The sequence below is a fragment of the Bacillus sp. FSL K6-0073 genome (assembly GCF_038006085.1).
In the GTDB taxonomy this organism is placed as follows: Bacteria; Bacillota; Bacilli; order Bacillales; family Bacillaceae_G; genus Bacillus_A; species Bacillus_A cereus.
In genome coordinates this window covers 4,921,092-4,942,795 of the sequence record NZ_JBBOUN010000001.1, presented here as the reverse complement: position 1 = coordinate 4,942,795, position 21,704 = coordinate 4,921,092, and the positions used below count along the sequence as shown (strand labels likewise).

Here is a 21,704-nt window from a genome sequence, read left to right as displayed (position 1 = left end):
AGAGCTAACGATTAGCTCTCTTTTTGTTTATACTCTAAAACGGTATTTGGACATGTTAATAAAATCTTTTTTAATTCTTCTGTGGATAATTCAATTGTAAATTCAGGTACACCAGGTGTAATTAAAATTTTATCGTACGTATAAATAGCGTTATCCACAATAATTGTTACATCGTGTGAATATCCGAAAGGAGCCACACATCCCGGCGTACAACCAGTTTTGTCTCGCAGTTCATCAGGAGAACAGAGAGATAACCGTTCTCCTGTTAGTTCTTTCATTTCTCCCCGGTTGAGTCTTGTGCCCTCTAACGTAAAAAATACGTAATAATCTCCAGACTTTGATTTTAAAAATAAGCTTTTACTTGGAGTGCCTTGTAAGCCGAGTCTCTCACGTACAATCCGATCTGTCTCATAATCGAGTACTGGTTCGTGTTCAAATTTTTCATAAGAAACATTTGTTTTATGTAGTAGAGCAAGTACATCTTCGTACATATGGAGTGATACCCCTTTCTATTATTAGTACAGTTTCTTCTCGTGGCGTCAACTGAATGTTTTGGAAAGGGATATTACTTGGACGATGCTTCCCATAAGCGTTTTATGATACATTGTTCGTCGATTGTAATTTCGTAAATATCAGGATTCGTTAAAGTTCTCCATTCATTAAAGCCAATCGTATGATCAAAATGCTTTAAAATGAGCGTAAGTAAATTGCCATGTGTAACAAGTAGTGTTGTCGTATGGTTTAATTGTAAAACGTCTTGAATAAGCGATATGGCACGGTCTGTTGCTTGTTTTGTTGACTCTCCGCCTGAAAAGGCAATATCTATATTTGTAAAAGTAGATTCTAGTTTTTGCATCCAATCATCCATTGGAACGTTGCTCAATATGCGTTCAGTTAATCGTTCATCTTCTTGGATAGATAAGTTAGCTTGGAGCGCATAGGGCCGAATGGAATCGATAGCTCGGACAAATGGGCTTGAAATAATATAATCGATTTGTAGATGATTTTCTAAGAGGAATGTAGCAAGGGTATTTGCTTGGTCTTTTCCATCGGTCGTTAATTCAGCATCACGTTTTTGCCCAGTTGCTGAACAATGTCGTATTACAATAATTTTCTTCATAATTCATCCCCATCTTTCAAGTTGACGCTATATACTTCGACAAATGTGGAAATAATTCCTTTTTCTTGTAAAACGGCATATGGATTTAAATATGTGGAAAAGTAATGTGGATAATGAACATTTGAGGTGCAATCATGAATAAAATGATATGTATTTTAGTTAGTCTTTGTTTTTTTATACACTTGTCCACAACTTATGCAGAGTCGAATCAAAAAGTAAATTATCCAAGCAATCGAAATAAGTCATTTGTGAGTGAGGATATTTTTTATAAACAGTTAGATAAGAAAATCTATAAAGAATACAATAATGCAGCATATAGTGTTCGAAAAAAAATCTTATTTAAAGAAGTGCCCGATGAAGAATTTTCTTTCCTACAAAAAACAGCCGTGGGTTGTCGGAGTAGTGTGATGCTTCAAGATTTTTTTGTTCATCCTGATCGCCAAGTTTATTTTTTTGCTTCCTTTTCTCAAAATGAAGTAGAAGAGTTTCATAAATATATCGTTATAGATGCAGAAACAAAGAGGGAGCTGCAAGAAGGAAAAAGCTATCATCATTGCGACAATCCATAAAAAATAAACCACCAATCGGTGGTTTATTTTTTACTCCGGTACACTCATTAATTTCGCTTTCATTTTGCGAATAAGAACGACAGCGCCAATTGTACAAAGAAGTGTAATTCCTTCTGCAACGAAGATATTGATTGTTTTTGTTTGGTAAAGTGCCGCGAAAAAGTCTACAAATGCGTGGAATAGTATAGCGTATACTAGGAAGATATATTTCTTCTGTTTTACTGCGTATAAAACAAGCATTGTAAAGGCAATTTGAAGCACGAGTGCCATAATTCTTTCTAAGCTACCAAGGAAGTATAAGTAGGCAGGTTGCTGAATTAACATGTCCTGTAAAATGCTCAGCTCGGGTTTTTGTTCAATCAGTCGAGCGAAGCTACCATCGTTAATAGAATTAGCAAAGATTAATGCTTGTAATGCAGAAAAACCGCCAATTAAAATAGATTCAATTCCGCCGTGACCAATTCCATAAGCGAAGCCATCTTTATATTCTAGATATTTTTTTAGTAAGAAGAAGAAGGCAACGAAGCGTCCTAATTCTTCAAAAATACCAGCAGTCAATCCGCCATAAATTGCGAAGACAAACGGATTTTCTAAAAATGGAGCGATTGTTGGATTACCGCGCATAAATAGGTGGAATGGTGTTTCAAGAATTTGGGTAAATCCGATAAAGATAAGAACACCAATGCCGACCACTTTCCAACTCATATTATATTTTTTACGGAAATAAACGAGTACAATAATTGGGACCAGAATCGAGACAATGAGTTGAAAGATGATGCTGGCAATTACAGTATTTGAAACCATACTTTCACCGCTTTCTAATATATGTACATATCTATTATGCATGAAATATAGGAGAGATGAAACTTTTTAAGATAAAATGAATTTACTTATTGACTCTAACGTTGCGTCATACTTTATCGTATGTATTAAGGGGGAGATACAAATGACAATGAGAGTAAAAGAAGTAGCTGATTTAGTTGGAATTAGTGTGCGCACACTGCATCATTACGATGAAATTGGGTTGTTAACCCCAGACGAGACGACAGAGTCTGGATATCGTCTGTATTCCAATGAAAATTTAGAGACATTGCAGCAAATTTTGTTTTTTAAAGAGCTTGGCTTCCCTTTGAAAAAAATTAAAGAGATTATCATGAGTCCATCATTTGATCGCGAAGAGGCACTACAGCTTCATAAGAAAATGCTTCTTGAAAAGCGTGCTAGATTAGATAAGGTGATTGCGACGATTGATAAAACAATTCAGCATACAAAAGGAGAGATTGAAATGACGAATAAAGAGAAATTTGAAGGATTCGATTTCAGCCATAACCCATATGAAGAAGAAGCACGGGAAAAATGGGGAGACGCAGCTGTAGATAAAGCGAACGAATATGCAAAAGGTATGTCAAAAGAGAACCAAGAGGAGTTTAATGCTATTTATAGAAATTTAGCAGCGCTTAGACACGGAGCACCAGATTCTAAAGAGGCACAAGAAGCAATCGGAGTGTGGTACGATTACTTGCAAAACTTCGGTGCATATTCATTAGATGCTTTTAAAGGACTCGGTCAAATGTATGTCGCTGATGAGCGCTTCATGAAAAATATCGATAAGTTTGGTGAGGGGTTAGCTCAGTTTATGTGTGATGCGATGGAGGTTTATGCGGATCGTAATAAAAAATAAAAAGTAAAACAGGTGGAGATTTTCTCCACCTGTTTTACTTTTTAATCATATCATTCAAAGTCTGATCTCCCGTATTGTTCAAATGAGGATTTTTACTCATTTCACGTTTTAGCATATCGAGGCTTTGCGTATATTCTGTATCATTTAATGCGCCAGATTGAAGACCTTGAATTTGGGAAATCAACTTTTGGTCTGTTGATACATATGCTTTATAATAGCGAGGGACGATGGACAAAGCAGCTCTATATACTTGATCTGCTACGAGTTTTGGATCCGTTGTGTTTGCACGGTATACAACAAATACTTCATCATCGGTAACGAGCGTAGCAGCGTTTGTAACGTCAGGAAGTTTGACTGTCATACTTGTAATCATTTCAGCAACTTTCTCACGGTTAATGGCTCCTACTTGTTTGTTAGATACTTCATGCTTTTGTTTAGATGAATAGCCGACTCTTGTGAGCCGTGTATTTGTATTTTCCGTATGATACATGTCGTTTTTATTGGAAACAAGAACACGGCTTCCTTCTTCACGTTCCATTTCAGCTTTGTTCGCTGATTGGCAGCCTGCAAATAAGGAAATAGTGAGAAGGGAAAGTAAAATTTGTTTTTTCACGATGTATCACCTCCTTCTCCATAGCATGTACTAATTTGCAATTTTTTGTATTTGAAATTGTTGGTTGTTATGCTTTGTGATACGATAAAAAGAAGAATGCTTAGAGAGGAAGTTAATGATGGAGCAAAAGCAAGAGATTCATGCTACGGTGAGCATTAATAATGTGCAGTACGAAGTAATTAAAAACTTTCGTGATGGTTTTAGTGAAGAAGCATTTAAAGAGCGCTATGCAGAAATTTTAAATAAATATGATTATATCGTTGGAGACTGGGGATATGAGCAACTTAGATTGCGCGGATTCTTTGATGATAGTAACCAACGTGCGACATATGATACGAAAATTAGTACGTTAACGGAGTATTTATACGAGTACTGTAACTTCGGTTGCGCACATTTCGTATTACGAAAAATGAAGAAATAAAAAAATCCTCTTACGATTGTAAGAGGATTTTTTGTATATTCTCATTTATAAACAAATCGAGATATGATCGCCTTCAGAAAGTATTGTATTTGGTTTCATTTGTTGTCCGTTCAATTGAATATCCCCGTTTTTAATTTTATCCACAATGAGTGTACGGCTCCAGTCGGAAATATATGTGGATAAGGCCTTATCTATTCGGTGGGAACCCAAAATGATGTCTAATACGATTGTGATTTCAGCTATGCCGTTTTCTTTATGTTGCATAATAGAAATAGTAGTTGTTTCGGCTTGATCTTGCTGCGTCATATCGACTGTTTCAACGTGATCAGTAAATGATTTATAAATACGCAGTTTTTGATTCCACGTATGATCTTTCGGACATTTATAAATGGCAAAGCGGTATATGTTTTTTCCGTTGGCGTTATGCCTACGAATATTCGTGTCAGTAAATAAGGTAGTGTGTCTGCAATTTTTACAATACTTTTCGATTGTGTTTTGCTCATTTTCATATAAACTCCAAGAAAGTTGTACTTTCTGCATTTTTCTTCACCTCTTATAGTAGTGGCAAAGAAACGTAATACAGCTATTTGGATGTCTTGTAGTATGAAGACATGAGAAAAAGACAAAAATAAAAGGAGGTTCCCTTAGGAACCTCCGTAAACATCATACTACAGATGCGTTACGTTCCTTTGTAATGGGAATAATGGGCAGACTACTCCCTTGAAAAAGCGTGGTGCTTTTTTGAGAGTAATGCTATCCAATTGCTGGTCCATTACAAAGTAAATGTTGGCATACGTAGATAACGTCCTTTCTATCCAAATAGATTTATTCTTAATTATAACACAGAAGATTGAAAATTGAAAATTCTTGAAATGGAAAACACCAGCTAAAATAGCTGGTGCATACGATAAATTATATAAGTTCAAATAAAAATGAGCGTAATTCTTCTGCAATTTCTTCAGTCATAGAAAATGCGTGCTCTAAGTAGCCTGGTTCGTTTAAATCGTCAGCACCGATGATTGCAAATTTATTGCGTTGCATATCAAGAACAATTGTTTTACCATAATGACGATCGGAGTATAATAGCGCTAAATCGTGACGCTCATTTTCTCCCATAAAGCTAACGAAACGAGTTTTTGTAGCGACAGTATCGTCGTACAGAAAGAAACGTTCTTCCATACACATGGCTCCTTTATTAAATATCTAAGTTTAAGTGTGGTTTATGATCTAAATGGTGATGCGTTTTAATGAATCGTACTGTTCTTGTTTTGTAACGCATTACGATAGAGTATGTTTCAGCTAAATCTCCACCAAGGAATTTAACACCGTCTAATAACTCACCAGCAGATACACCAGTTGCTGAGAAGATTGCATCATCCCCAGATACTAAGTCATCTAACATAAGAAGTTGACGAGGATCTTCTAATCCCATTTCACGACAACGAGCTTCTTCTTCTTCGTTCATTGGAACTAAACGAGCTTGCATTTCACCTTCAAGGCACTTTAATGCTGCTGCAGAAATAACACCTTCTGGAGCTCCGCCAATACCTACGAATAAGTCGATACCCGTTCCAGGTAGTGCTGTTGCGATTGACGCACCAACATCACCGTCACCAAATAATTTTACGCGTGCACCTTTTGCACGAACACGGTCAATAATATCTTGATGACGTTCACGTTCTTGAACGATAACTGTTAGATCGCGAATCTTTTTATTGTTAGCTTCTGCTACAATTTCAATTGTTTTTTCAATTGGATCATCTAAGCTAATTTTACCAGCTGCTTTTGGACCAACCGCGATTTTTTCCATGTACATATCAGGAGCATGAAGAAGGTTCCCTTTGTCTGCGATTGCAATAACTGCCATTGCATTTGCAAGACCTTTTGCAACGATGTTTGTACCTTCTAATGGATCAACGGCGATGTCTACTTCTGGACCGTTACCTGTTCCTAGTTCTTCACCAATATACAACATCGGTGCTTCATCAAGTTCTCCTTCACCAATTACAACTGTACCTGCCATGTTTACTGAATCGAACATATCACGCATTGCTGTAGTTGCTGCATCATCTGCTTCATTTTTCTTTCCGCGGCCCATCCACTGTGCGGATGCTAAGGCTGCTGCTTCTGTTACACGGACAATTTCTAGTGCGAGTTCACGTTCCAAGATTCCATTCCTCCAATTTCAAAAATCATACAAATATAACTATAACAAATAACGGAGAAAAGGTGAATTCGAAAAATTGTCGATTTTTTCAGAAGAAAGCGTTACAATTAAAATGTAAATGCTTTAATTTCCAGGTAGGTGACATTCATGTATTTTGTAGACAGAAAGAAAATAGAACAAATGCTAGTATGTTTAGAACGAGCAACAAGTACATTTCAAGAGAAAAAGATATATGAAACCGAGTTTGAATTTTACGCATTAGAGCGCATAGCCCATCTTATTATTGATACTGTATTAGATGCCGGGAATGCGATGATTGATGGATTTATTATGCGCGATCCAGGAAGCTATGAAGATATTATTGATATTTTAATGGACGAGCGAGTGATAAGTGAAGAAGATGGACAAGGGATGAAAGAAATTATCCTTCTTCGAAAAATGCTTACGCAAGACTATATTCAAATGAATCATGATGAATTATATAAGACGATTCAAAAACATATTGCAGTGGTAGAAAAATACCCAGCAAATATTCGCAGTTATTTAGAAAAGGAATTAGGACCTGTATCTGCATTTGTACCAGAATAATTATGCTTATAAGATCCCCAGAGAATGCCTTTTGGGGATCTTATATTGTATGTGAGAAAGAAAAGGGAGAAGGGTGAAGTATGGGGGAAGCACGTACTACGAAAGACGAGATTGTACAATTGTTGAAAGTAAAGGGAGAGCACACAGTAGCTGAATTAGCTGACATTTTAGAGATTACAGAAATGGCAATCAGAAGACATTTAAGTAATCTTGAGAAAGACGGACTCATTTATTCTAAGATGGTAAGGCAACATGTCGGAAGACCAACTTATTTGTATGGATTAAGTGAAAAGGGAGAAGATACATTCCCGAAAGAGTATAAGCAATTTGCGATTGATATGCTAGAAGATTTAGCTCGAATGGGTGATGAAAAAATACTTCGTTACGTTTTAAAAGAGAGAACGAAGCGAATGGAAGAACAGTTACAAAAGAGAGTAAGTAATCAAAAGAATTTAGCATATAAAGTGCAAGAGATAGCAGCTATGCAAGAGAAAAATGGTTATATGGTTCAAATAAAGAGAGATGGAGAGAAATCTTTCGTAATTGAAAAACAAAACTGTCCGTTAAAAGAAATTGCAGAGAGATTCCCGCAAGTATGCGAAGATGAAAAAGAAATGTATAAGCGTTTATTTGCAGGGGCAGATGTAAAGACGTTAGCAAACATGTGTGAGGGCGATTGTAGTTGTTCTTACCAAGTAAAAGAGAAAAAATGAACGTTATGGGGCGCTTTTAGGTAAAGCGTTTTTTTCTTTGGAAAAAGCGGGTAATATAAGAGTGGTATGATAAGGTGAGAACGTTAGCATAGAAGGAGAGACATAATCGATGTATAAAGGTTACTTAATTGACTTAGACGGTACGATGTATCGCGGAGAAGAACAAATTGAAGAAGCGAGCGACTTCGTAAAAGCATTAGGAGAGCGCGGCATTCCTTATTTATTCGTTACGAATAACTCAACGCGTAAACCAGAACAAGTGGCAGAAAAACTTGTTCGTTTCGATATTCCAGCGAAAGCAGAGCAAGTATTCACAACGAGTATGGCGACTGCGAACTTCATTTATGAACGTAAACAAGACGCAACTGTATATATGATTGGTGAAGAAGGCTTACACGATGCACTTGTGGAAAAAGGATTTGAACTTGTGGATGAAAATCCTGATTTCGTTGTTGTTGGTTTAGATCGTGACATCACATATGAAAAGTTAGCAAAAGCATGTCTTGCTGTGCGTAACGGCGCAACGTTTATTTCCACAAATGGAGACATTGCCATTCCGACTGAGCGCGGATTATTACCAGGTAACGGCTCATTAACATCAGTTGTAGCAGTATCAACAGGTGTGGATCCAATCTTTATCGGAAAACCAGAATCAATCATTATGGAACAAGCTTTAAAAGTACTTGGCATAGAAAAAAATGAAGCATTAATGGTTGGGGATAACTACGATACAGACATTTTAGCAGGAATAAATGCTGGCATGCATACCCTTCTTGTCCACACTGGAGTCACAACTGTGGAGAAGTTAACAGAATACGAAGTACAACCAACGCAAGTTGTGCATAACTTGACGGAGTGGATTGAGAAGATGTAATGAAATGCAGGTAACCGAAGAGGTTACCTGTTTTTTTATGCATAATTGCATATGTACTATAGGTATATAAAATGTAGAATTTAAATGTATTGATATAAGGGAGGGATAAGAATGTACTGGATGTCATGTATTATGCTTGTTTTTACATTATGTGTTTTGTTCTTTGTTCTATGGAAAATATATAAAATAAATGAAATGAAAAAAAGTGCAGGAAAACTTATTGCAATGTATCCTCGGGTGAGAAGACGTTGGATTGCATTACTTGGACCAGCATATTTCATTGGACAATGTATGTATATATATGCTCAGTACGTAAGTGGCGATATTGATACAGTTGAACAGTTTTTTATTCAGCTAGGTATTTATGCTGTAGCAAGTTGTTTTATGACTTTAATAGCTATACACCTTATTAAAAGTGTACAAATATATGAAAAAGGTGTAATAGATGGATTAAACTTTTATTCATATGAAGAATTGAAAGGCTATAAAACATCAACATGGGAAAATCCAAAAGAAAATATATTTTTATATCGCGGGCGAGAAAAAATGAATGACAATGTGAACTTACTTATTAGACAGGAAGATATGAATGAATTAGAAAGCATTCTTCAAAGATATATTCCGAAATTAATGATGAAATAAAAAAACTCCGGTTTTAACAACCGGAGTTTTTTATTAGAACGCACGATTCACAACGTCTTTAACCTCTTCAAGATATTGTTTACGCACACTGTTATCCACAGAAGGAACACTTGTATAGAATGTATGCTCAATTGTTTCAATGCCTGTAAATTCAAAAATACCAACATCCGCTGTTTTTTTCATTGCATCAAACATGCCGCCTGCTGTGTATGCTTCTTTCGTATTGCCCATTGTAGATAATAACAATCCTTTTTTACCGCTTAATAACTTTTCAATGCCGTTTTCACCGTAAGCATAAGCAAATCCATGGCTAAACACACGGTCAACGTATCCTTTTAAAATAGCAGGAAGCCCCGCCCACCAAACTGGATAAATGAATGTAATGCTGTCAGCCCAAGAGATATGTTCTTGTTCTTTTTTAATATCTTCTGGTGTATTTCCTTGAGAAAATGAGATGAAATCGGAAGCGCCTAATACTGGATTAAAGTTTAATTCGTATAGATCGCGAACGCGTACTTCGTGACCTTTTCCTTCTAATTCACTTTTTACCGTTTCTAAAATCGCATGGTTGAAGCTTTCTGTATTCGGGTGTGCATAAACGATTACATGTTTCATTTTTCTTCCTCCTATTTGTGGATATGTGAATAGTTATTTGTATATATGTAACTATTATGGTTACTACCTTTATAGAAGTCAAGTAATACATATGTATGTATAAAAAGACGCCCGAAAATCGCCTTTTTATACCCCGCTCATACAAAGTACAAAAAAGACAAATAAAATAATGACAATACCAATGCCGAAGTTAAATACGAGAGTACTATCCATATATGTAGCCTCCTTGTTTGAAAGTAAAAAGCACTCTAGTTAAGAGTGCTTTTTTATTTTGAATCTACTTTATAACTTTTAGAAAGTGATGCATGCGTGTAATATTTACATTATTTTATGTATGCATACTTTGAAATGAGTAAGTCCTTGTGAGATATAGAAAAAAAGACACTCTTGGAGTGTCTTTTAAGATGACAAAATGTGCCAATTGCTTGAGGTTGATAAGACGCTAATTTCCGTGTTAACGCCTTTTCTTTAATCAAGAAGTGTAGCAACAGCGATTCAAATAAATTGTACCACTTGTTTAATTGTGGTGCGTATGCAATTGTGCATATTATGATCATGGGGTAGGTAATGAACTGTGAATAATTTGAAGTGATTTATTTACGATTTCTTCTGCGGCATATATGCCAATTGCGTCTGTTTTTAAAATATGAGGTTGTAAGTTATCATGCATTGCCCCTAACTCACCATGAAGTGGTGCGAAGGCATGGTTCGCCTTTTCAAGCATGCATAAATCAAGTAAAGAATCCCCAGCTGTAATAATCGTATCTATTTGCAAAATTTCTTTTATATATTGCACGGCGTCCCATTTGTTAATTGGTTTTGGTACAAAGTATAGCTTTCTGCCTTGAAGTGAATGATTCCAGCCTTGTTTGTCTAACCAGGAAGTAAAAGATGATAATTCATCATAAGGAATGTTCTCCCGTTTAATAATGCAATAATGGAATAGATCATCGGCTGTTTTTTGTGATATAACCCAATCTTTATGAGCTATTTGTCCAAATTCCTTTAGTATGTCGTTTCTCTCTATACATTCAGCCGATAGTCTTTCTTTTACTGTCCTGTTCCAAGTACCATCTTGTTTCCCGTTATGAAGGATATTACCACCATTACTTGTAATGGCGTATTCGGGAATGATTTCGTCTTGGAATAAAGCAATCCGCTGAAACTGCTCAATAGTTCTTGTTGTAACTGGGATGAAATGTGAGTGCAGTTGTAATTTTTTTAGTAGTGAAATGGTTTTATGTGATATGAAAGAAATTTCTTTCCCATCTAAAGTTTCAATGAGTTGAATTGATTCATCTTCTATAGGGGCACGAAACGATTTCCGGGAATAAATAAGCGTCTGATCAAGATCACTGGCGAAAATCATATCATTTCCCTCTTAAGAGGCTTAATGAGCCCGCAACATGAATAAGCCATATTTTCATAGATTTCAATAGGGACATTCTTTTCTTTAGCGAGAAGTAAAATATGCTTTAAATCGGGATTGTTTTGCTTGCGTATTAAAATTTTCCACGGTATTCTCCGGAGTAATACGCGAGTTGTTTCACCGACTCCTGGTTTAATTAAGTTAATATCGTCAATTTCAAAGTGATTTTGGATAGACTGTATATCTTTTAATCCTTGCCAAGAGGGATTAGTGTAAGTTGAAGTAATATAACGTAATTGATTATCTATATGAGAATGAACAGAAGGGAATAAATCTGTTACCTCATCAACGAATAAATTTGATAAGTCTTCTTGTTCTAGCTCTTTATAATATTTAACACCATGAAAATCATTTGGACCGATATAGGTGTCATTTAGTACAGTGCGGCTAATGAGTCCAGAGACTGTTGCATTTAAGCAAGCGCTAGGAATAAGAAAATCTTCACGTGTACCGTAAATTGAAGTACAGTAACCGGGATCAGCAAGTACAGCCATACAATGAGAAATGTGTGTATTATTTCGTTCGTTAAATGTGTGTACTGCATATTCTAATTCTTTTTTTATTGCACCTTTTCCAGTCCACCCATCAATGAATTGAATTGTTTCTTTAGGGTGATGTTCCAAAATATAATGGAGTGCATTTTCATCAATACCGCGTCCGCGAACAATAGAAATACAATAGTGAGGTACATCAAGGTTGTATTGATAGCGTATGTAGCGTTTGATAAGAATGCCAATAGGTGTACCAGCACGAGCTAATGAAACGAGGACAAGGTTAGTTCCTTTAGTTTGTATAATCTGTTCGGCGACAACTCCAACAGCGATGGCTAGTTTGTGTTTGTATTGTTGCAGGGAAGAAAAGAATAAATCCATATACGCTTTAGAGGGTTTATATTCCATTGGTAACATTTCGGAATAATGTGTGCCAGCTTGAATTGCTTGTTCTCTAGTTTCCGTGGAACTTTCTTTCATTAAATCACTAATATCTTTTAATAGAAAAATAGCATCATTTGGATTGTAACTACTAATATGAGAATTTACTTTTACCATAATTATCAACCTTCCTTTTCTATGCTATTTGAAAATGAGACGATATGAATAAAAGGAATAACTGTTTGTAACTGCTGTAGAAGAGGAGATAGGGCTTCTTCCCCTAAATTACGCTCAATGAAAACAAATACTTCATCGTAATCATGAGGTGAAATATTATAAAAGTAATTTGTAATAGTAGAATCTTCAGGACTTGGATATGAGAAATGATTATGAATGGCGTAGTTCACATCATTTGAAACAGGATGGATAGGGCTTCTTGTTGTAGATTGATATAAAATATTTTCACCCATTTCAGCAGCAATTTTCATTGGAATATACATAAATTCACCCGTTCCGAGACAGAGTGTTCGTTTTCCAATTCTTTCTCTTTTTAAAGTTTTTCCTGCTTCTTGGGCGAAAGAATGAATGTGCTTTTGTTCATATGCTGAAATGCCAAATCGCCCAGTATATTTTATATAATTTGATGTATAGGGTGATTTTGGGCAGGTAAGGGTATGTTTTTTGAAATCAGGTTTTGTTTCTTCAATTTGAATCTTTGTTTTTGCAATATTTAATGGTTGGCCAGTTGTATGAATACTGCCTTCTAATAAAGAAATAACATGAACCTTAATTTGAAGTTCTTCTTCTAATTGTTTAAATTGTTTTCTATTAGTATGAGAACGCCAGTCTAATAAAGAAGCAATTATATATTCTTCTCGTGGGAATTTATTTTGAATAGATCTAATAATATTTAATGCTGTTTTTCCTGTTGTCATCTCATCATCTACGAGAACAATTGGATTGTTGTTTTGAAAAAAGCTTTCATCTACATAACAACGGTGCGATGTTGCATGAGAATGTTCTTCCTCAAATGTAATGACAGATTCTAGGTGGGGTATCGATTCCCTAGTTGTATGTACATACTTTGCATTTTGAAAGCATTGAAACATAGAATGACCAAGTGATGTCGCTGTTTCAGCGAATCCGATGAACAAAACTTCTTCTTGCAGAGGATATTGATAACGAAATACTTCCTCTGGGATTTCATCAATTTCTAATGAAATGAGATTTAAAATTTCTTTTTGAAATGGATGAGAAATATTATGTAGTATTTCCATATATCTTGCAGCGAGAGCAACTCCACTTGATAGAGAGACTGCAGGTTTAGTAGGAAGATGCTTTCCAAGGATTGTACTCACAAATAAAAAACTACGTTTCTTATTTATTCTCGCAGCCATTTGAAAAAGATTGTCTAGCGCTAAATTATATGGATTATCACGTACTTCTACATGAACTTGTATATTATTTAAAACGTTATACGTGTTGCTTTGCATTTGCAATAAGGAGATCGGTGAATTGTTTGTTTTCATGTAGCACCCCGTAAATATTAGATTTTAAAATGGTTTTGCGAGCCCAGCCATAATGAGGTTTTACTTCATTCATTTTGTTAGAAAAACTGCTTTTTAGCACTCCATTATACGTATCTGCATTTTGTAAAATTAATCTCGCATCTAAATAATCTTCCATTGTGACAATGTGCATTGCCTGTACAACTTTAATATGAGATGGGTGAATAACTGTCTTTCCGATTAAGCCATTTGCATGGTCAAGTGATACCTCTTGAATAAGCCCTTCTTCATGATCATTAGAAAAATATTCCCATACACATCCTGAAATAATATATTCATTTGTTGCCCTTGAGAAAACGTTAATAATGTCTGAAATACAATCACGGACAACAGTAATATGATAGATAGGTGTGTATTTATTGCGCCGAATACTAAATATACTTGAAAAATCAGTAGCACCAATACGTACATTTAAGATGTAATCGTGATAAGAATCTAGTAAATCCTTTATTTGTAATAATGATTCTGCCCGTGTTTCCTTATACATAATTTCGGGTGATTCTAAAATCGGCATGCCATATAGCGATAATGAGTATAACTCGTTTATATATGCAAGCTGATCGATATAAGTCTTTCCGTTAATCGGTGTGAATTTTGGAAAGACAAAACCACATAAACAATGAACAGCACTACCTAATTCAGTAACAATCTTCTTCATTTGACTTGGCTGTCGAACTCTAATAAAAAGAAGTGGGATGTCTGCTTGATTTAGTATGTTGGCACTGACTAAGTTAGCGATTTGCTGTATTTGAACGACGATGTTTTGCTCTGCAAGTTTTACTTCCTCATCGCTGATAGCGTCCTCTAGACAAAGAATAATTGAGATAGCATCCACATGTTTCCTTCTAATTATATCTTCCGCAATCGTTTCTTTCGTGCCAGGAGTATATAGTGTGGCACCTAGTGCGTAAGCTAGTTGTTCTTTCTCTATATTTTTTGAAAAACCAAGAGGTTCTTTATAGAAAAAATTTTGCCGTTCTTCCGAGGAGAGATAAGAAAAGTAATTCAAATTGTCACCACCTTATTTGTAATGATTATGTTTAATCGTAACATAATAAGAAAAATCTTCCATAAAAATGAGGCGAGAAATTAAAAAAATATATTGAGAAAGATGAATTATAAGATGAATATCGAATATTGTTAATAGAAATATAATAGGGGGAAAGAGAAAGTGGATATACATAAATTAACAGAGGAAGAAGCAAATGAGATAAATACTTGGACGTACGAGGAACCATATAATTTATATAGTTTTTCAGGCGAGAAAGAAGTAATGGAAGAGCTATTAGATGGAACGTATTATGGCTGTTGTGATGATCAAGGAGACTTCATCGGTTATTTTTGTTTTGGAGCAAATGCACAAGTACCAGGTGGAAGAGATGCTCATTTATATGGTGGAGAAGATGTGATTGATATCGGACTTGGCATGAAGCCGGCGTTAACCGGGAAAGGAATGGGGAAAGAATTCTTCCAAGCTGGAATAGCGTTTGCCACGAAAGAGTTTAATGCAAAAATGTTTCGATTAAGCGTAGCGACATTTAATACAAGAGCGATTACGTTATATAAAAATATCGGATTTAAGCAAGGGCCTATTTTTTTGAGTCGCGGAAGAGAATTTATGCTGATGGAATATGAAAGACCGTCAGCATGAACCTGACGGCCTAGAAAACACTATTATTCTGAGTGCTCAGCTCGGTGCGCTAAACGGCTTGAAGCAGCGGCAGCGATTCCGCCAACGATATCATCAAGGAATGTATGCACCTTTCCAGTTGATTTATCATTTAAGTATTCTAAAATACCAGGTTTTAATTTATCAATATATCCAAAGTTCGTGAAACCGATAGAGCCGTACACATTCACGATAGAAAGTGCGATAACTTCATCAATTCCATATAAGCCTTCATCACGTTTTACAATATCTTGTAACGGTTCACTTAGCATTCCCTTTTCAGCAAGGACATCAAGCTCGATACCAGTAATCAGTGCGTTTTGTACTTCACGTTTTGATAGTACACGTTCTACATTGTAACGGCATTCTGACATCTCTAAATTTGGATGATATTTTTTTTGAAGAAAATGAACAAGTTCAGCAATATCGTCAATTGTTACACCGCGTTCTTGTAATAGTTTTAATGCTCTTTCTTGTAGTTGATTTGATTCTTTCATGTTTATCACCTTTTTTTCTTTTTAGTATTTGTATACGTTTCGTTGCTTTATCATGTGCATAGGAATGAAAGGCGAGCACAAGCTCATATATATAAAGAAAAACCATAGGTGGCGACTGCGATGATTCAGCATATTTATGAGCATTATCACATGCATGTTAAAGAATTAATCCCCCTTGGCCCCTATAAAAGCTTTTGGATTCGCAACAAAATTTATGTACTTGTTCCAATTGGAGAAATGGAGGAAGAAGTACTTGTAGAGATGAAAAAGCTCAGTGATTATATGAACCAGCAAGGGGATATAACTGTAGCGACTTTCGTTCCGACTATACACGGCTACTATGTAAGTGAGATAGAAGAACAAAATTACTGCTTATTAAAAGGTATGCGCACGTTAGAACGACATGCTATGTCATTAGGAAGTGAGCTTTCTATATTCCATAAACGAGGTGCATTCTTTCCAGAAGAAATTGAGCAATTAAGCCGAATTGGTGAATGGAAAGCGTTATGGGAAAAAAGGCTCGATCAATTAGAAAAGTTTTGGCAATCACAAGTAATGAACCACCCTTCAGATGTATTCGATCAATTGTTTATTGAATCCTTCCCGTATTACTTAGGAGTTGCAGAAAATGCCATTCAATATGTTGTCGATACAGAAATGGATGATACGCCGCAACTAACGGATGCAGCAACAATTTGCCAAGAACGATTCACACCTTTATTATGGCATCAAACGAAGCGTCTCAAACTCCCTTTTGATTGGGTATATGATCACCCGAGTCGAGATATTGCAGAATGGATCCGCCATATGACGATAGAAAAAAAGAAAGACTGGGAGCAAACAATCGTTCAATTTGTTACGGATTATGAACGGAATTATTCGCTATCCTCATTTGGCTGGCGCTTATTATTTGCAAGGCTCCTGTTCCCGCTTCATTATTTTGAAACGGTCGAACGATATTACCAAACTGGAAACGAAGAACAAAAAAGCATATATAGAGATCGCTTAGAAGCCATTTTACACGATGTGAACCGCTCAGAGCAATTTATGAAGCATTTTTATGGTTCACTTCGTTTACCAGTAGATAAGCTCGGGATTAGAAAATTAGATTGGCTATCTTAAAAGTATAAAAAAGAGACCGATGGAGGTCTCTTTTTTATACCACAATTTTATGTAATACATTATGCCCCTACCTGCTGATCTGCACATATATTTAAAACGAATTGATGCCCTTCGAGTTTTTCATTTACTTTACCCAATAATTCTTGCTGAATTTCTTTAAATAAAAATTGATAGCTTGTATTCCATGTTGGTATAACGGATGAAAGGCCTAATAAATATTCTTTTTTCTTTTCTAGTTCTTGAATTGTTAAAAAAGTGTTCCCCATTTTTGGCATCTGTCGTCCCCCTATGTTTTTTACTTTATATGTGTGAACGATTCACTATATAGTATTAATTATCGCATTTTTTGAGAGGGATTTCCAATTTTGTTTTATGATGTTAACGGATAAATGTGATTTGAATAAAAAAAGGAGACCAAATTTGGTCTCCTTTTAGCAAGTGACTTTGAACGAGCCGCTAGATAATATCCAGCTCCAGCGGCTAGAACAGTCGGCCATTTCGCGCCTTCCTGTGAGGCAAAAAGCGCCTCTTCGTCAGGAGCTCCAATGACCTCCTGTTCTGAACGAGCCGCTTCCGCTTTTAATTAAAATACTTGTTCTACTTCGATAACGCCTGGTACTTCTTCAAGTAACGCGCGCTCGATACCAGCTTTTAGTGTGATTGTAGAACTTGGGCAGCTTCCGCATGCACCCATAAGGCGTAGTTTTACGATACCTTCTTCAATGTCTACTAATTCAACGTCTCCGCCATCGCGAAGTAAGAATGGACGTAATTTATCTAATACTTCTAATACTTGTTCTTCCATATGTGGGTTTTCCATTTTTATCGACTCCTTTCATCAGTTTTATTATAATCAAGATAGAGGGGAAAATCTATTTTTTCTCTTCTTGTTTTATTGTCGAAATTTTGTATCGTGTTTTTTCAGTATAGGGGTATGGAATAAGTTTGTAAAATGATGTGCTTATGTAATAAGACATCTGAATATACTGTTGGGACAAGAAGTGGGGGAGAAGAAATGGTTAATGTTCAAGTGTATGGAACGAAAGTAATTTGTGCGAGCTGCGTTGGAATGCCATCTTCAACAGAAACGTTTGAATGGTTACAAGCGGCAATTGGTCGTAAATATGAAGGACAAGAAGATAAATTTAATTTCGAGTATATTGATTTCCAGGAAGAACAAGAAGATGCGGATAAAAAAGCATTCGCAGAGCGCGTAGTGGAAGAAGATTTATTTTATCCGGTCGTTCTTGTAAATGGAGAAATTGTTGGAGAAGGAAATCCTCGTTTGAAGGATGTTTACGAAGAAATCGAGAAATATTTATAAAACAAGAAGTCTTTGCGAATTTGCAAAGGCTTTTTTTATTGGAGGGATAGATATGAAAAATGGAGTGAAGCATGCGTTACCAACGGAAGTAGAGCAGTTAATGGAGCGGTACACAGTAGAATTAAAAGAAATTTTTTTGGATGAAAAAATAGTCGGGGTATATATTTACGGATCCATCGCACTAGGTGCATTTCATAAGGAAACGAGCGATGTTGATTTTGTTACAGTGATAAATGATTCCGTGAATGAAGCTGAAAAACAGCAGCTTGTGGAACTACATAAGAAACTTAGTGATAATACGCTAGGTAAAAGAATGGACGGTATGTATATTTCGCTTGCTGACTTAGGGAAATACAATGATGAAATGAACGAGTATGTGTATTGTGCAGATGGTAAAGCTAATGTTGGTCATTGGGACATTAATGCGGTCACATGGTGGACGTTGAAAAATCAAGGCATTACAGTTACCGGAAAAGAAGCAGAAGATCTTCCACTGCAAATACAATGGAATGATGTAGTAAATACGATGAAATATAACGTAGAACAGTACTGGAGTGAAAAGGCGAAGAAGCCATATTTATTTTTTATAGAAGAGTGGGTAGAATCAGCTGTCGTTACGATGGGACGTATTTTATATACACTGGATCATAAAACAATCGTTTCAAAAGATAGAGGATTGCAATACTTGTCAGAACGTTCAGCGGAAGAATGGGAGATTTTATTAAAAGAAGTAGCGAGAATACGACAGAGTCCAAAAGAAAAGCGAATGCTCTCAAGGTGGGGAAGGGCAGATATGACGAAGAGGTACTTACTGCATTTAATTGAGATGTGTAGAGAGAAATGGTAGGGAAGAAAATGGACAATACAGTGGGGTGTATTGTCTTTTTTTATGTTAAATTTGGTATATAATGGTTTAAAAAGTTTAATTATACTGGAGGGGATAGGATGAATATAGAATTAGCTACATATGAAGAAAAGAATGAACAAATGAGTATGCGCCAAGTAATTAGCATTCTATTAATTATTTTTGGGGTCATGCATGGAATTGGTTTTTTGAACCTTTTATATGATTCTTCCTTATACCCATGGTATGTAGATCATCTTATTCCACCTTTAACATTTCTTACTATTATTTTTATATATTCACCAGCAAGAAATCACTGTGTACAGTTAGTAAAATCAATACAGTTCAATAATTTTAAACATTATGTAACGATAGTAATGACGATGATCGTACTGCTTATATATCTTGCAGTATTAAATTTAGTTTTACCACATGGGCTTCGTGTGGATGAACCTAATATAGCAATAGAGCCTACTAAAAATGAAATTATTTTATACGTAGTTGTACTCACGATTTTCGCACCGGTTTGGGAAGAGCTTGTATTCCGAGGTATGTTTTTTATGAAATTATCTCAGCGCTTCTCTATACTTAGTAGTGCCGTTATAAGTGCTTCTATATTTACTTTAGGGCATCCCCTTACAGTAGGGAGTGTTTTATATATTTTTGGTGGCGGTATATGTTTAGCTTATACGTATAAGAAAACAAATAACTTACTCGTCCCATGGGGGATTCATTTATTAAATAATGCATTTTTTATATTAGTAAATTTTCAATTGTAAAAAGACGCCTTTTTGAAAATGGCGTCTTTCGTATTTTGTAGCAGATAGAAAAGACTTTACAAGTATTATGTAGAGGAAAGATAATAGAAAAAATATGTGTATGGGGGAAGATTATGAGTAAATATAAATTACATATAAATAGAGAACAATTATGGAAAGGATGCGTTTTAAATTCGATTGCCCATGCAATTAATGTAGCGCATTGTCCAGATTTCTCACATGAAAGTTCATGGGACGGATTTAACTATAGTATGCAAGATACTCAAGGCGGACGAGGGACAATTACGTTTCATCCGAATTATACGATTGTATGTCTGCAAGATGTGAATAGCGAGAGAATAGATGAGTGGATTGATGCGGAAAATTACTTTGAAGGAGCACCTTCGGAAGTGATACATATTGCGAAAGAAGAAACTCTTCAATACATATTAGAAGAAGTAGAAGGTGAGACTGTACCTTTCATTACAACAGCATTTTGGATTGAGGATAGCGGTGCATATTCAATCGATTCATTTGAAGAGATGGAAGAGCATGGCGGATTTTTATTAGAAATCCCACTACTTGACCTGCAATCAGCAATAGAAAGATTAGAAGAAGAATATGAGCTGACAGAAGAGCAAATAGAGCTTTTACAACTCGTGTATGAGAGAAAAATTAAAAATCCAAACGAGGAAATTATGTTGTCTAAAGAAGAAGTGGCGATGATCGGAACGGATGATAGTGAAGGATTGGAAGTTAGTAAGGATTCTTTTGAAGAGATGAATATTACTTGGGCTTTGTAGGAGAGGATAAAATGTTTCCGATTGGTGAGCAGCCGAGGATTATAAAGGACTTGGAAAATGTTACTGCTAATTTAGAAGAATTAGCGATTGAGGGGAAAACAAAAAATATAGAACGACTAGCATCTTTACAAGTTAAGAAATTATGGATTTTCGCAGTAAATCAAAAACAGTTTGAACATATTCTTTCGTATGCTCGTCCCGATATATTATATGTTTACGAAATGCGGGTAGAGGATTTAAGTGGCCTTCAGAAGTTATCAGATTTACAACAGTTGTATATGTGCTGGAATACAAAAGCGAAGACGTTATGGGATATCGCGTATAATAAAAAACTCAAATCCTTATTAATTGATGATTTTTCTAAGCTAGAAGATTTAAGTGCTTTAAGTAAGTGTCCGCAACTCAATACCTTTTACATGGGCGGTGGGATAAATACAGCAATGAAAGTACAAACTTTACAACCACTCGCTGCATTACAGAATTTAAAAAAACTTACTCTTATGAACTTAAAGGTTAAAGATGATTCGTTAGAACCTTTAATCCAATTGAAAAATTTACGAGAGTTAAGTTTATCTAATCAATTTAAGGTGGAAGAGTATGCAAAATTATCTGTAGCATTGCCATATACGAAATGTGAATTTTTCAGACCTTACGTATATATGAACGATGCAATAGAGGGAAAGAATATAATGGTGATTGGGAGAAGAAGACCAATCCTTAATTCGAAAACGGATATGGTAAAGATGCAAAAGTATGAAGAACAATTTAAAAAGTTACAAGAGGAATATAAAGCACTAGTAGAAAGCACAATGTGA

The 21,704-nt window shown here is 35.6% G+C and carries 29 protein-coding genes; 14 read left to right on the top strand and 15 right to left on the bottom strand.

Going from position 1 to position 21,704, the window contains the following annotated elements; all coding sequences use genetic code 11:
- Nucleotides 1–11: 11 nt before the first annotated feature.
- Both MHB52_RS25715 and MHB52_RS25710 read right to left on the bottom strand, forming a co-directional pair.
- Nucleotides 12–491, bottom strand: coding sequence for a YbaK/EbsC family protein (locus MHB52_RS25715; RefSeq protein ID WP_000272747.1), 480 nt, complete (start codon nucleotides 489–491; stop codon nucleotides 12–14).
- A gap of 74 nt (nucleotides 492–565) precedes the next feature.
- On the bottom strand, nucleotides 566–1,120 hold the full coding sequence (locus MHB52_RS25710) for a histidine phosphatase family protein (RefSeq protein WP_061663184.1): 555 nt from the start codon (nucleotides 1,118–1,120) through the stop codon (nucleotides 566–568).
- Between the two features lie 134 nt (nucleotides 1,121–1,254).
- Between MHB52_RS25710 and MHB52_RS25705 the strand changes: the two genes are divergently transcribed.
- Nucleotides 1,255–1,689, top strand: coding sequence for a hypothetical protein (locus tag MHB52_RS25705; protein WP_061663185.1), 435 nt, complete (start codon nucleotides 1,255–1,257; stop codon nucleotides 1,687–1,689).
- Nucleotides 1,690–1,719: 30 nt separating this feature from the next.
- On the opposite strand, the gene MHB52_RS25700 is transcribed toward MHB52_RS25705, so the two are convergent.
- A complete protein-coding gene (locus tag MHB52_RS25700; RefSeq protein WP_009327507.1) occupies nucleotides 1,720–2,535 on the bottom strand; it encodes a YhfC family intramembrane metalloprotease in 816 nt (271 codons plus the stop codon).
- 100 nt (nucleotides 2,536–2,635) lie between these two features.
- On the opposite strand from MHB52_RS25700, the gene MHB52_RS25695 reads away from it, so the two are divergent.
- Complete coding sequence (locus MHB52_RS25695) at nucleotides 2,636–3,370, top strand: MerR family transcriptional regulator (RefSeq protein WP_000178773.1); 735 nt, start codon at nucleotides 2,636–2,638, stop codon at nucleotides 3,368–3,370.
- Between the two features lie 34 nt (nucleotides 3,371–3,404).
- Here the strand turns inward: MHB52_RS25695 and MHB52_RS25690 are convergent, their stop codons facing one another.
- Nucleotides 3,405–3,983 (bottom strand): YhcN/YlaJ family sporulation lipoprotein, encoded by a 579-nt coding sequence (locus MHB52_RS25690; protein ID WP_000744128.1) that lies wholly within the window; start codon nucleotides 3,981–3,983, stop codon nucleotides 3,405–3,407.
- A gap of 118 nt (nucleotides 3,984–4,101) precedes the next feature.
- Here MHB52_RS25690 and MHB52_RS25685 point away from each other — a divergent pair, with 118 nt between their 5' ends.
- Entirely contained in the window at nucleotides 4,102–4,404 is a 303-nt protein-coding gene (locus MHB52_RS25685; RefSeq protein ID WP_000435942.1) for a YutD family protein, read from the top strand.
- Nucleotides 4,405–4,449: 45 nt separating this feature from the next.
- On the opposite strand, the gene MHB52_RS25680 is transcribed toward MHB52_RS25685, so the two are convergent.
- From MHB52_RS25680 to glpX, 3 genes are all read right to left on the bottom strand, one after another.
- Complete coding sequence (locus MHB52_RS25680; protein ID WP_061663186.1) at nucleotides 4,450–4,944, bottom strand: hypothetical protein; 495 nt, start codon at nucleotides 4,942–4,944, stop codon at nucleotides 4,450–4,452.
- Nucleotides 4,945–5,316: 372 nt separating this feature from the next.
- Complete coding sequence (locus MHB52_RS25675) at nucleotides 5,317–5,583, bottom strand: DUF3055 domain-containing protein (protein WP_000392606.1); 267 nt, start codon at nucleotides 5,581–5,583, stop codon at nucleotides 5,317–5,319.
- A gap of 16 nt (nucleotides 5,584–5,599) precedes the next feature.
- Nucleotides 5,600–6,571: a class II fructose-bisphosphatase gene (gene glpX / locus MHB52_RS25670; RefSeq protein ID WP_000439090.1), complete on the bottom strand. Its 972-nt coding sequence runs from the start codon at nucleotides 6,569–6,571 to the stop codon at nucleotides 5,600–5,602.
- 147 nt (nucleotides 6,572–6,718) lie between these two features.
- On the opposite strand from glpX, the gene MHB52_RS25665 reads away from it, so the two are divergent.
- The 4 genes from MHB52_RS25665 to MHB52_RS25650 all read left to right on the top strand — a co-directional run bounded on the left by MHB52_RS25665 (nucleotide 6,719) and on the right by MHB52_RS25650 (nucleotide 9,388).
- Entirely contained in the window at nucleotides 6,719–7,159 is a 441-nt protein-coding gene (locus MHB52_RS25665; RefSeq protein ID WP_016110892.1) for a DUF86 domain-containing protein, read from the top strand.
- An 80-nt stretch (nucleotides 7,160–7,239) separates the two neighbouring features.
- Nucleotides 7,240–7,872, top strand: a complete 633-nt coding sequence (locus MHB52_RS25660) for a helix-turn-helix transcriptional regulator (protein WP_061663187.1) — start codon at nucleotides 7,240–7,242, stop codon at nucleotides 7,870–7,872.
- Nucleotides 7,873–7,981: 109 nt separating this feature from the next.
- On the top strand, nucleotides 7,982–8,746 hold the full coding sequence (locus tag MHB52_RS25655; RefSeq protein WP_000276467.1) for a TIGR01457 family HAD-type hydrolase: 765 nt from the start codon (nucleotides 7,982–7,984) through the stop codon (nucleotides 8,744–8,746).
- Nucleotides 8,747–8,857: 111 nt separating this feature from the next.
- A complete protein-coding gene (locus tag MHB52_RS25650; protein ID WP_061663188.1) occupies nucleotides 8,858–9,388 on the top strand; it encodes a hypothetical protein in 531 nt (176 codons plus the stop codon).
- Nucleotides 9,389–9,421: 33 nt separating this feature from the next.
- Here MHB52_RS25650 and MHB52_RS25645 read toward each other — a convergent pair whose 3' ends face one another.
- From MHB52_RS25645 to MHB52_RS25625, 5 genes are all read right to left on the bottom strand, one after another.
- Nucleotides 9,422–10,003, bottom strand: coding sequence for an NAD(P)H-dependent oxidoreductase (locus MHB52_RS25645; RefSeq protein WP_000683447.1), 582 nt, complete (start codon nucleotides 10,001–10,003; stop codon nucleotides 9,422–9,424).
- A gap of 553 nt (nucleotides 10,004–10,556) precedes the next feature.
- A complete protein-coding gene (locus MHB52_RS25640) occupies nucleotides 10,557–11,372 on the bottom strand; it encodes an HAD family hydrolase (protein ID WP_000575376.1) in 816 nt (271 codons plus the stop codon).
- Nucleotides 11,369–12,481 (bottom strand): cysteine protease StiP family protein, encoded by a 1,113-nt coding sequence (locus MHB52_RS25635; protein ID WP_061663189.1) that lies wholly within the window; start codon nucleotides 12,479–12,481, stop codon nucleotides 11,369–11,371. Before MHB52_RS25635 ends, MHB52_RS25640 begins: the two co-directional genes overlap by 4 nt.
- 5 nt (nucleotides 12,482–12,486) lie before the next feature.
- Nucleotides 12,487–13,833: a phosphoribosyltransferase family protein gene (locus MHB52_RS25630; protein ID WP_061663190.1), complete on the bottom strand. Its 1,347-nt coding sequence runs from the start codon at nucleotides 13,831–13,833 to the stop codon at nucleotides 12,487–12,489.
- Nucleotides 13,778–14,881 carry an HpcH/HpaI aldolase/citrate lyase family protein gene (locus MHB52_RS25625; RefSeq protein WP_001106076.1) on the bottom strand — a complete coding sequence of 368 codons (1,104 nt, stop codon included), beginning with the start codon at nucleotides 14,879–14,881 and terminating at the stop codon, nucleotides 13,778–13,780. Before MHB52_RS25625 ends, MHB52_RS25630 begins: the two co-directional genes overlap by 56 nt.
- A 162-nt stretch (nucleotides 14,882–15,043) precedes the next feature.
- Here MHB52_RS25625 and MHB52_RS25620 point away from each other — a divergent pair, with 162 nt between their 5' ends.
- Nucleotides 15,044–15,523, top strand: coding sequence for a GNAT family N-acetyltransferase (locus MHB52_RS25620; RefSeq protein WP_000351145.1), 480 nt, complete (start codon nucleotides 15,044–15,046; stop codon nucleotides 15,521–15,523).
- Between the two features lie 23 nt (nucleotides 15,524–15,546).
- Here the strand turns inward: MHB52_RS25620 and MHB52_RS25615 are convergent, their stop codons facing one another.
- Nucleotides 15,547–16,038 carry a phosphatidylglycerophosphatase A family protein gene (locus MHB52_RS25615; protein WP_000665094.1) on the bottom strand — a complete coding sequence of 164 codons (492 nt, stop codon included), beginning with the start codon at nucleotides 16,036–16,038 and terminating at the stop codon, nucleotides 15,547–15,549.
- A gap of 120 nt (nucleotides 16,039–16,158) precedes the next feature.
- On the opposite strand from MHB52_RS25615, the gene yutH reads away from it, so the two are divergent.
- Nucleotides 16,159–17,160, top strand: a complete 1,002-nt coding sequence (yutH, locus tag MHB52_RS25610; protein WP_000614218.1) for a spore coat putative kinase YutH — start codon at nucleotides 16,159–16,161, stop codon at nucleotides 17,158–17,160.
- Between the two features lie 59 nt (nucleotides 17,161–17,219).
- On the opposite strand, the gene MHB52_RS25605 is transcribed toward yutH, so the two are convergent.
- Together MHB52_RS25605 and MHB52_RS25600 are read right to left on the bottom strand one after the other, a co-directional pair.
- Nucleotides 17,220–17,435: a hypothetical protein gene (locus MHB52_RS25605; RefSeq protein WP_016118827.1), complete on the bottom strand. Its 216-nt coding sequence runs from the start codon at nucleotides 17,433–17,435 to the stop codon at nucleotides 17,220–17,222.
- Nucleotides 17,436–17,743: 308 nt separating this feature from the next.
- On the bottom strand, nucleotides 17,744–17,980 hold the full coding sequence (locus MHB52_RS25600) for a NifU family protein (RefSeq protein WP_000431158.1): 237 nt from the start codon (nucleotides 17,978–17,980) through the stop codon (nucleotides 17,744–17,746).
- Between the two features lie 195 nt (nucleotides 17,981–18,175).
- Here MHB52_RS25600 and MHB52_RS25595 point away from each other — a divergent pair, with 195 nt between their 5' ends.
- The 5 genes from MHB52_RS25595 to MHB52_RS25575 all read left to right on the top strand — a co-directional run bounded on the left by MHB52_RS25595 (nucleotide 18,176) and on the right by MHB52_RS25575 (nucleotide 21,704).
- Nucleotides 18,176–18,484: a YuzD family protein gene (locus MHB52_RS25595; protein WP_016118826.1), complete on the top strand. Its 309-nt coding sequence runs from the start codon at nucleotides 18,176–18,178 to the stop codon at nucleotides 18,482–18,484.
- A 52-nt stretch (nucleotides 18,485–18,536) separates the two neighbouring features.
- Nucleotides 18,537–19,331 carry a nucleotidyltransferase domain-containing protein gene (locus MHB52_RS25590; RefSeq protein WP_016118825.1) on the top strand — a complete coding sequence of 265 codons (795 nt, stop codon included), beginning with the start codon at nucleotides 18,537–18,539 and terminating at the stop codon, nucleotides 19,329–19,331.
- A 98-nt stretch (nucleotides 19,332–19,429) separates the two neighbouring features.
- Nucleotides 19,430–20,107, top strand: coding sequence for a CPBP family intramembrane glutamic endopeptidase (locus tag MHB52_RS25585; RefSeq protein ID WP_044794983.1), 678 nt, complete (start codon nucleotides 19,430–19,432; stop codon nucleotides 20,105–20,107).
- A 113-nt stretch (nucleotides 20,108–20,220) separates the two neighbouring features.
- Nucleotides 20,221–20,889: a hypothetical protein gene (locus MHB52_RS25580; protein WP_016118823.1), complete on the top strand. Its 669-nt coding sequence runs from the start codon at nucleotides 20,221–20,223 to the stop codon at nucleotides 20,887–20,889.
- A gap of 11 nt (nucleotides 20,890–20,900) precedes the next feature.
- A complete protein-coding gene (locus MHB52_RS25575; RefSeq protein ID WP_000483952.1) occupies nucleotides 20,901–21,704 on the top strand; it encodes a hypothetical protein in 804 nt (267 codons plus the stop codon).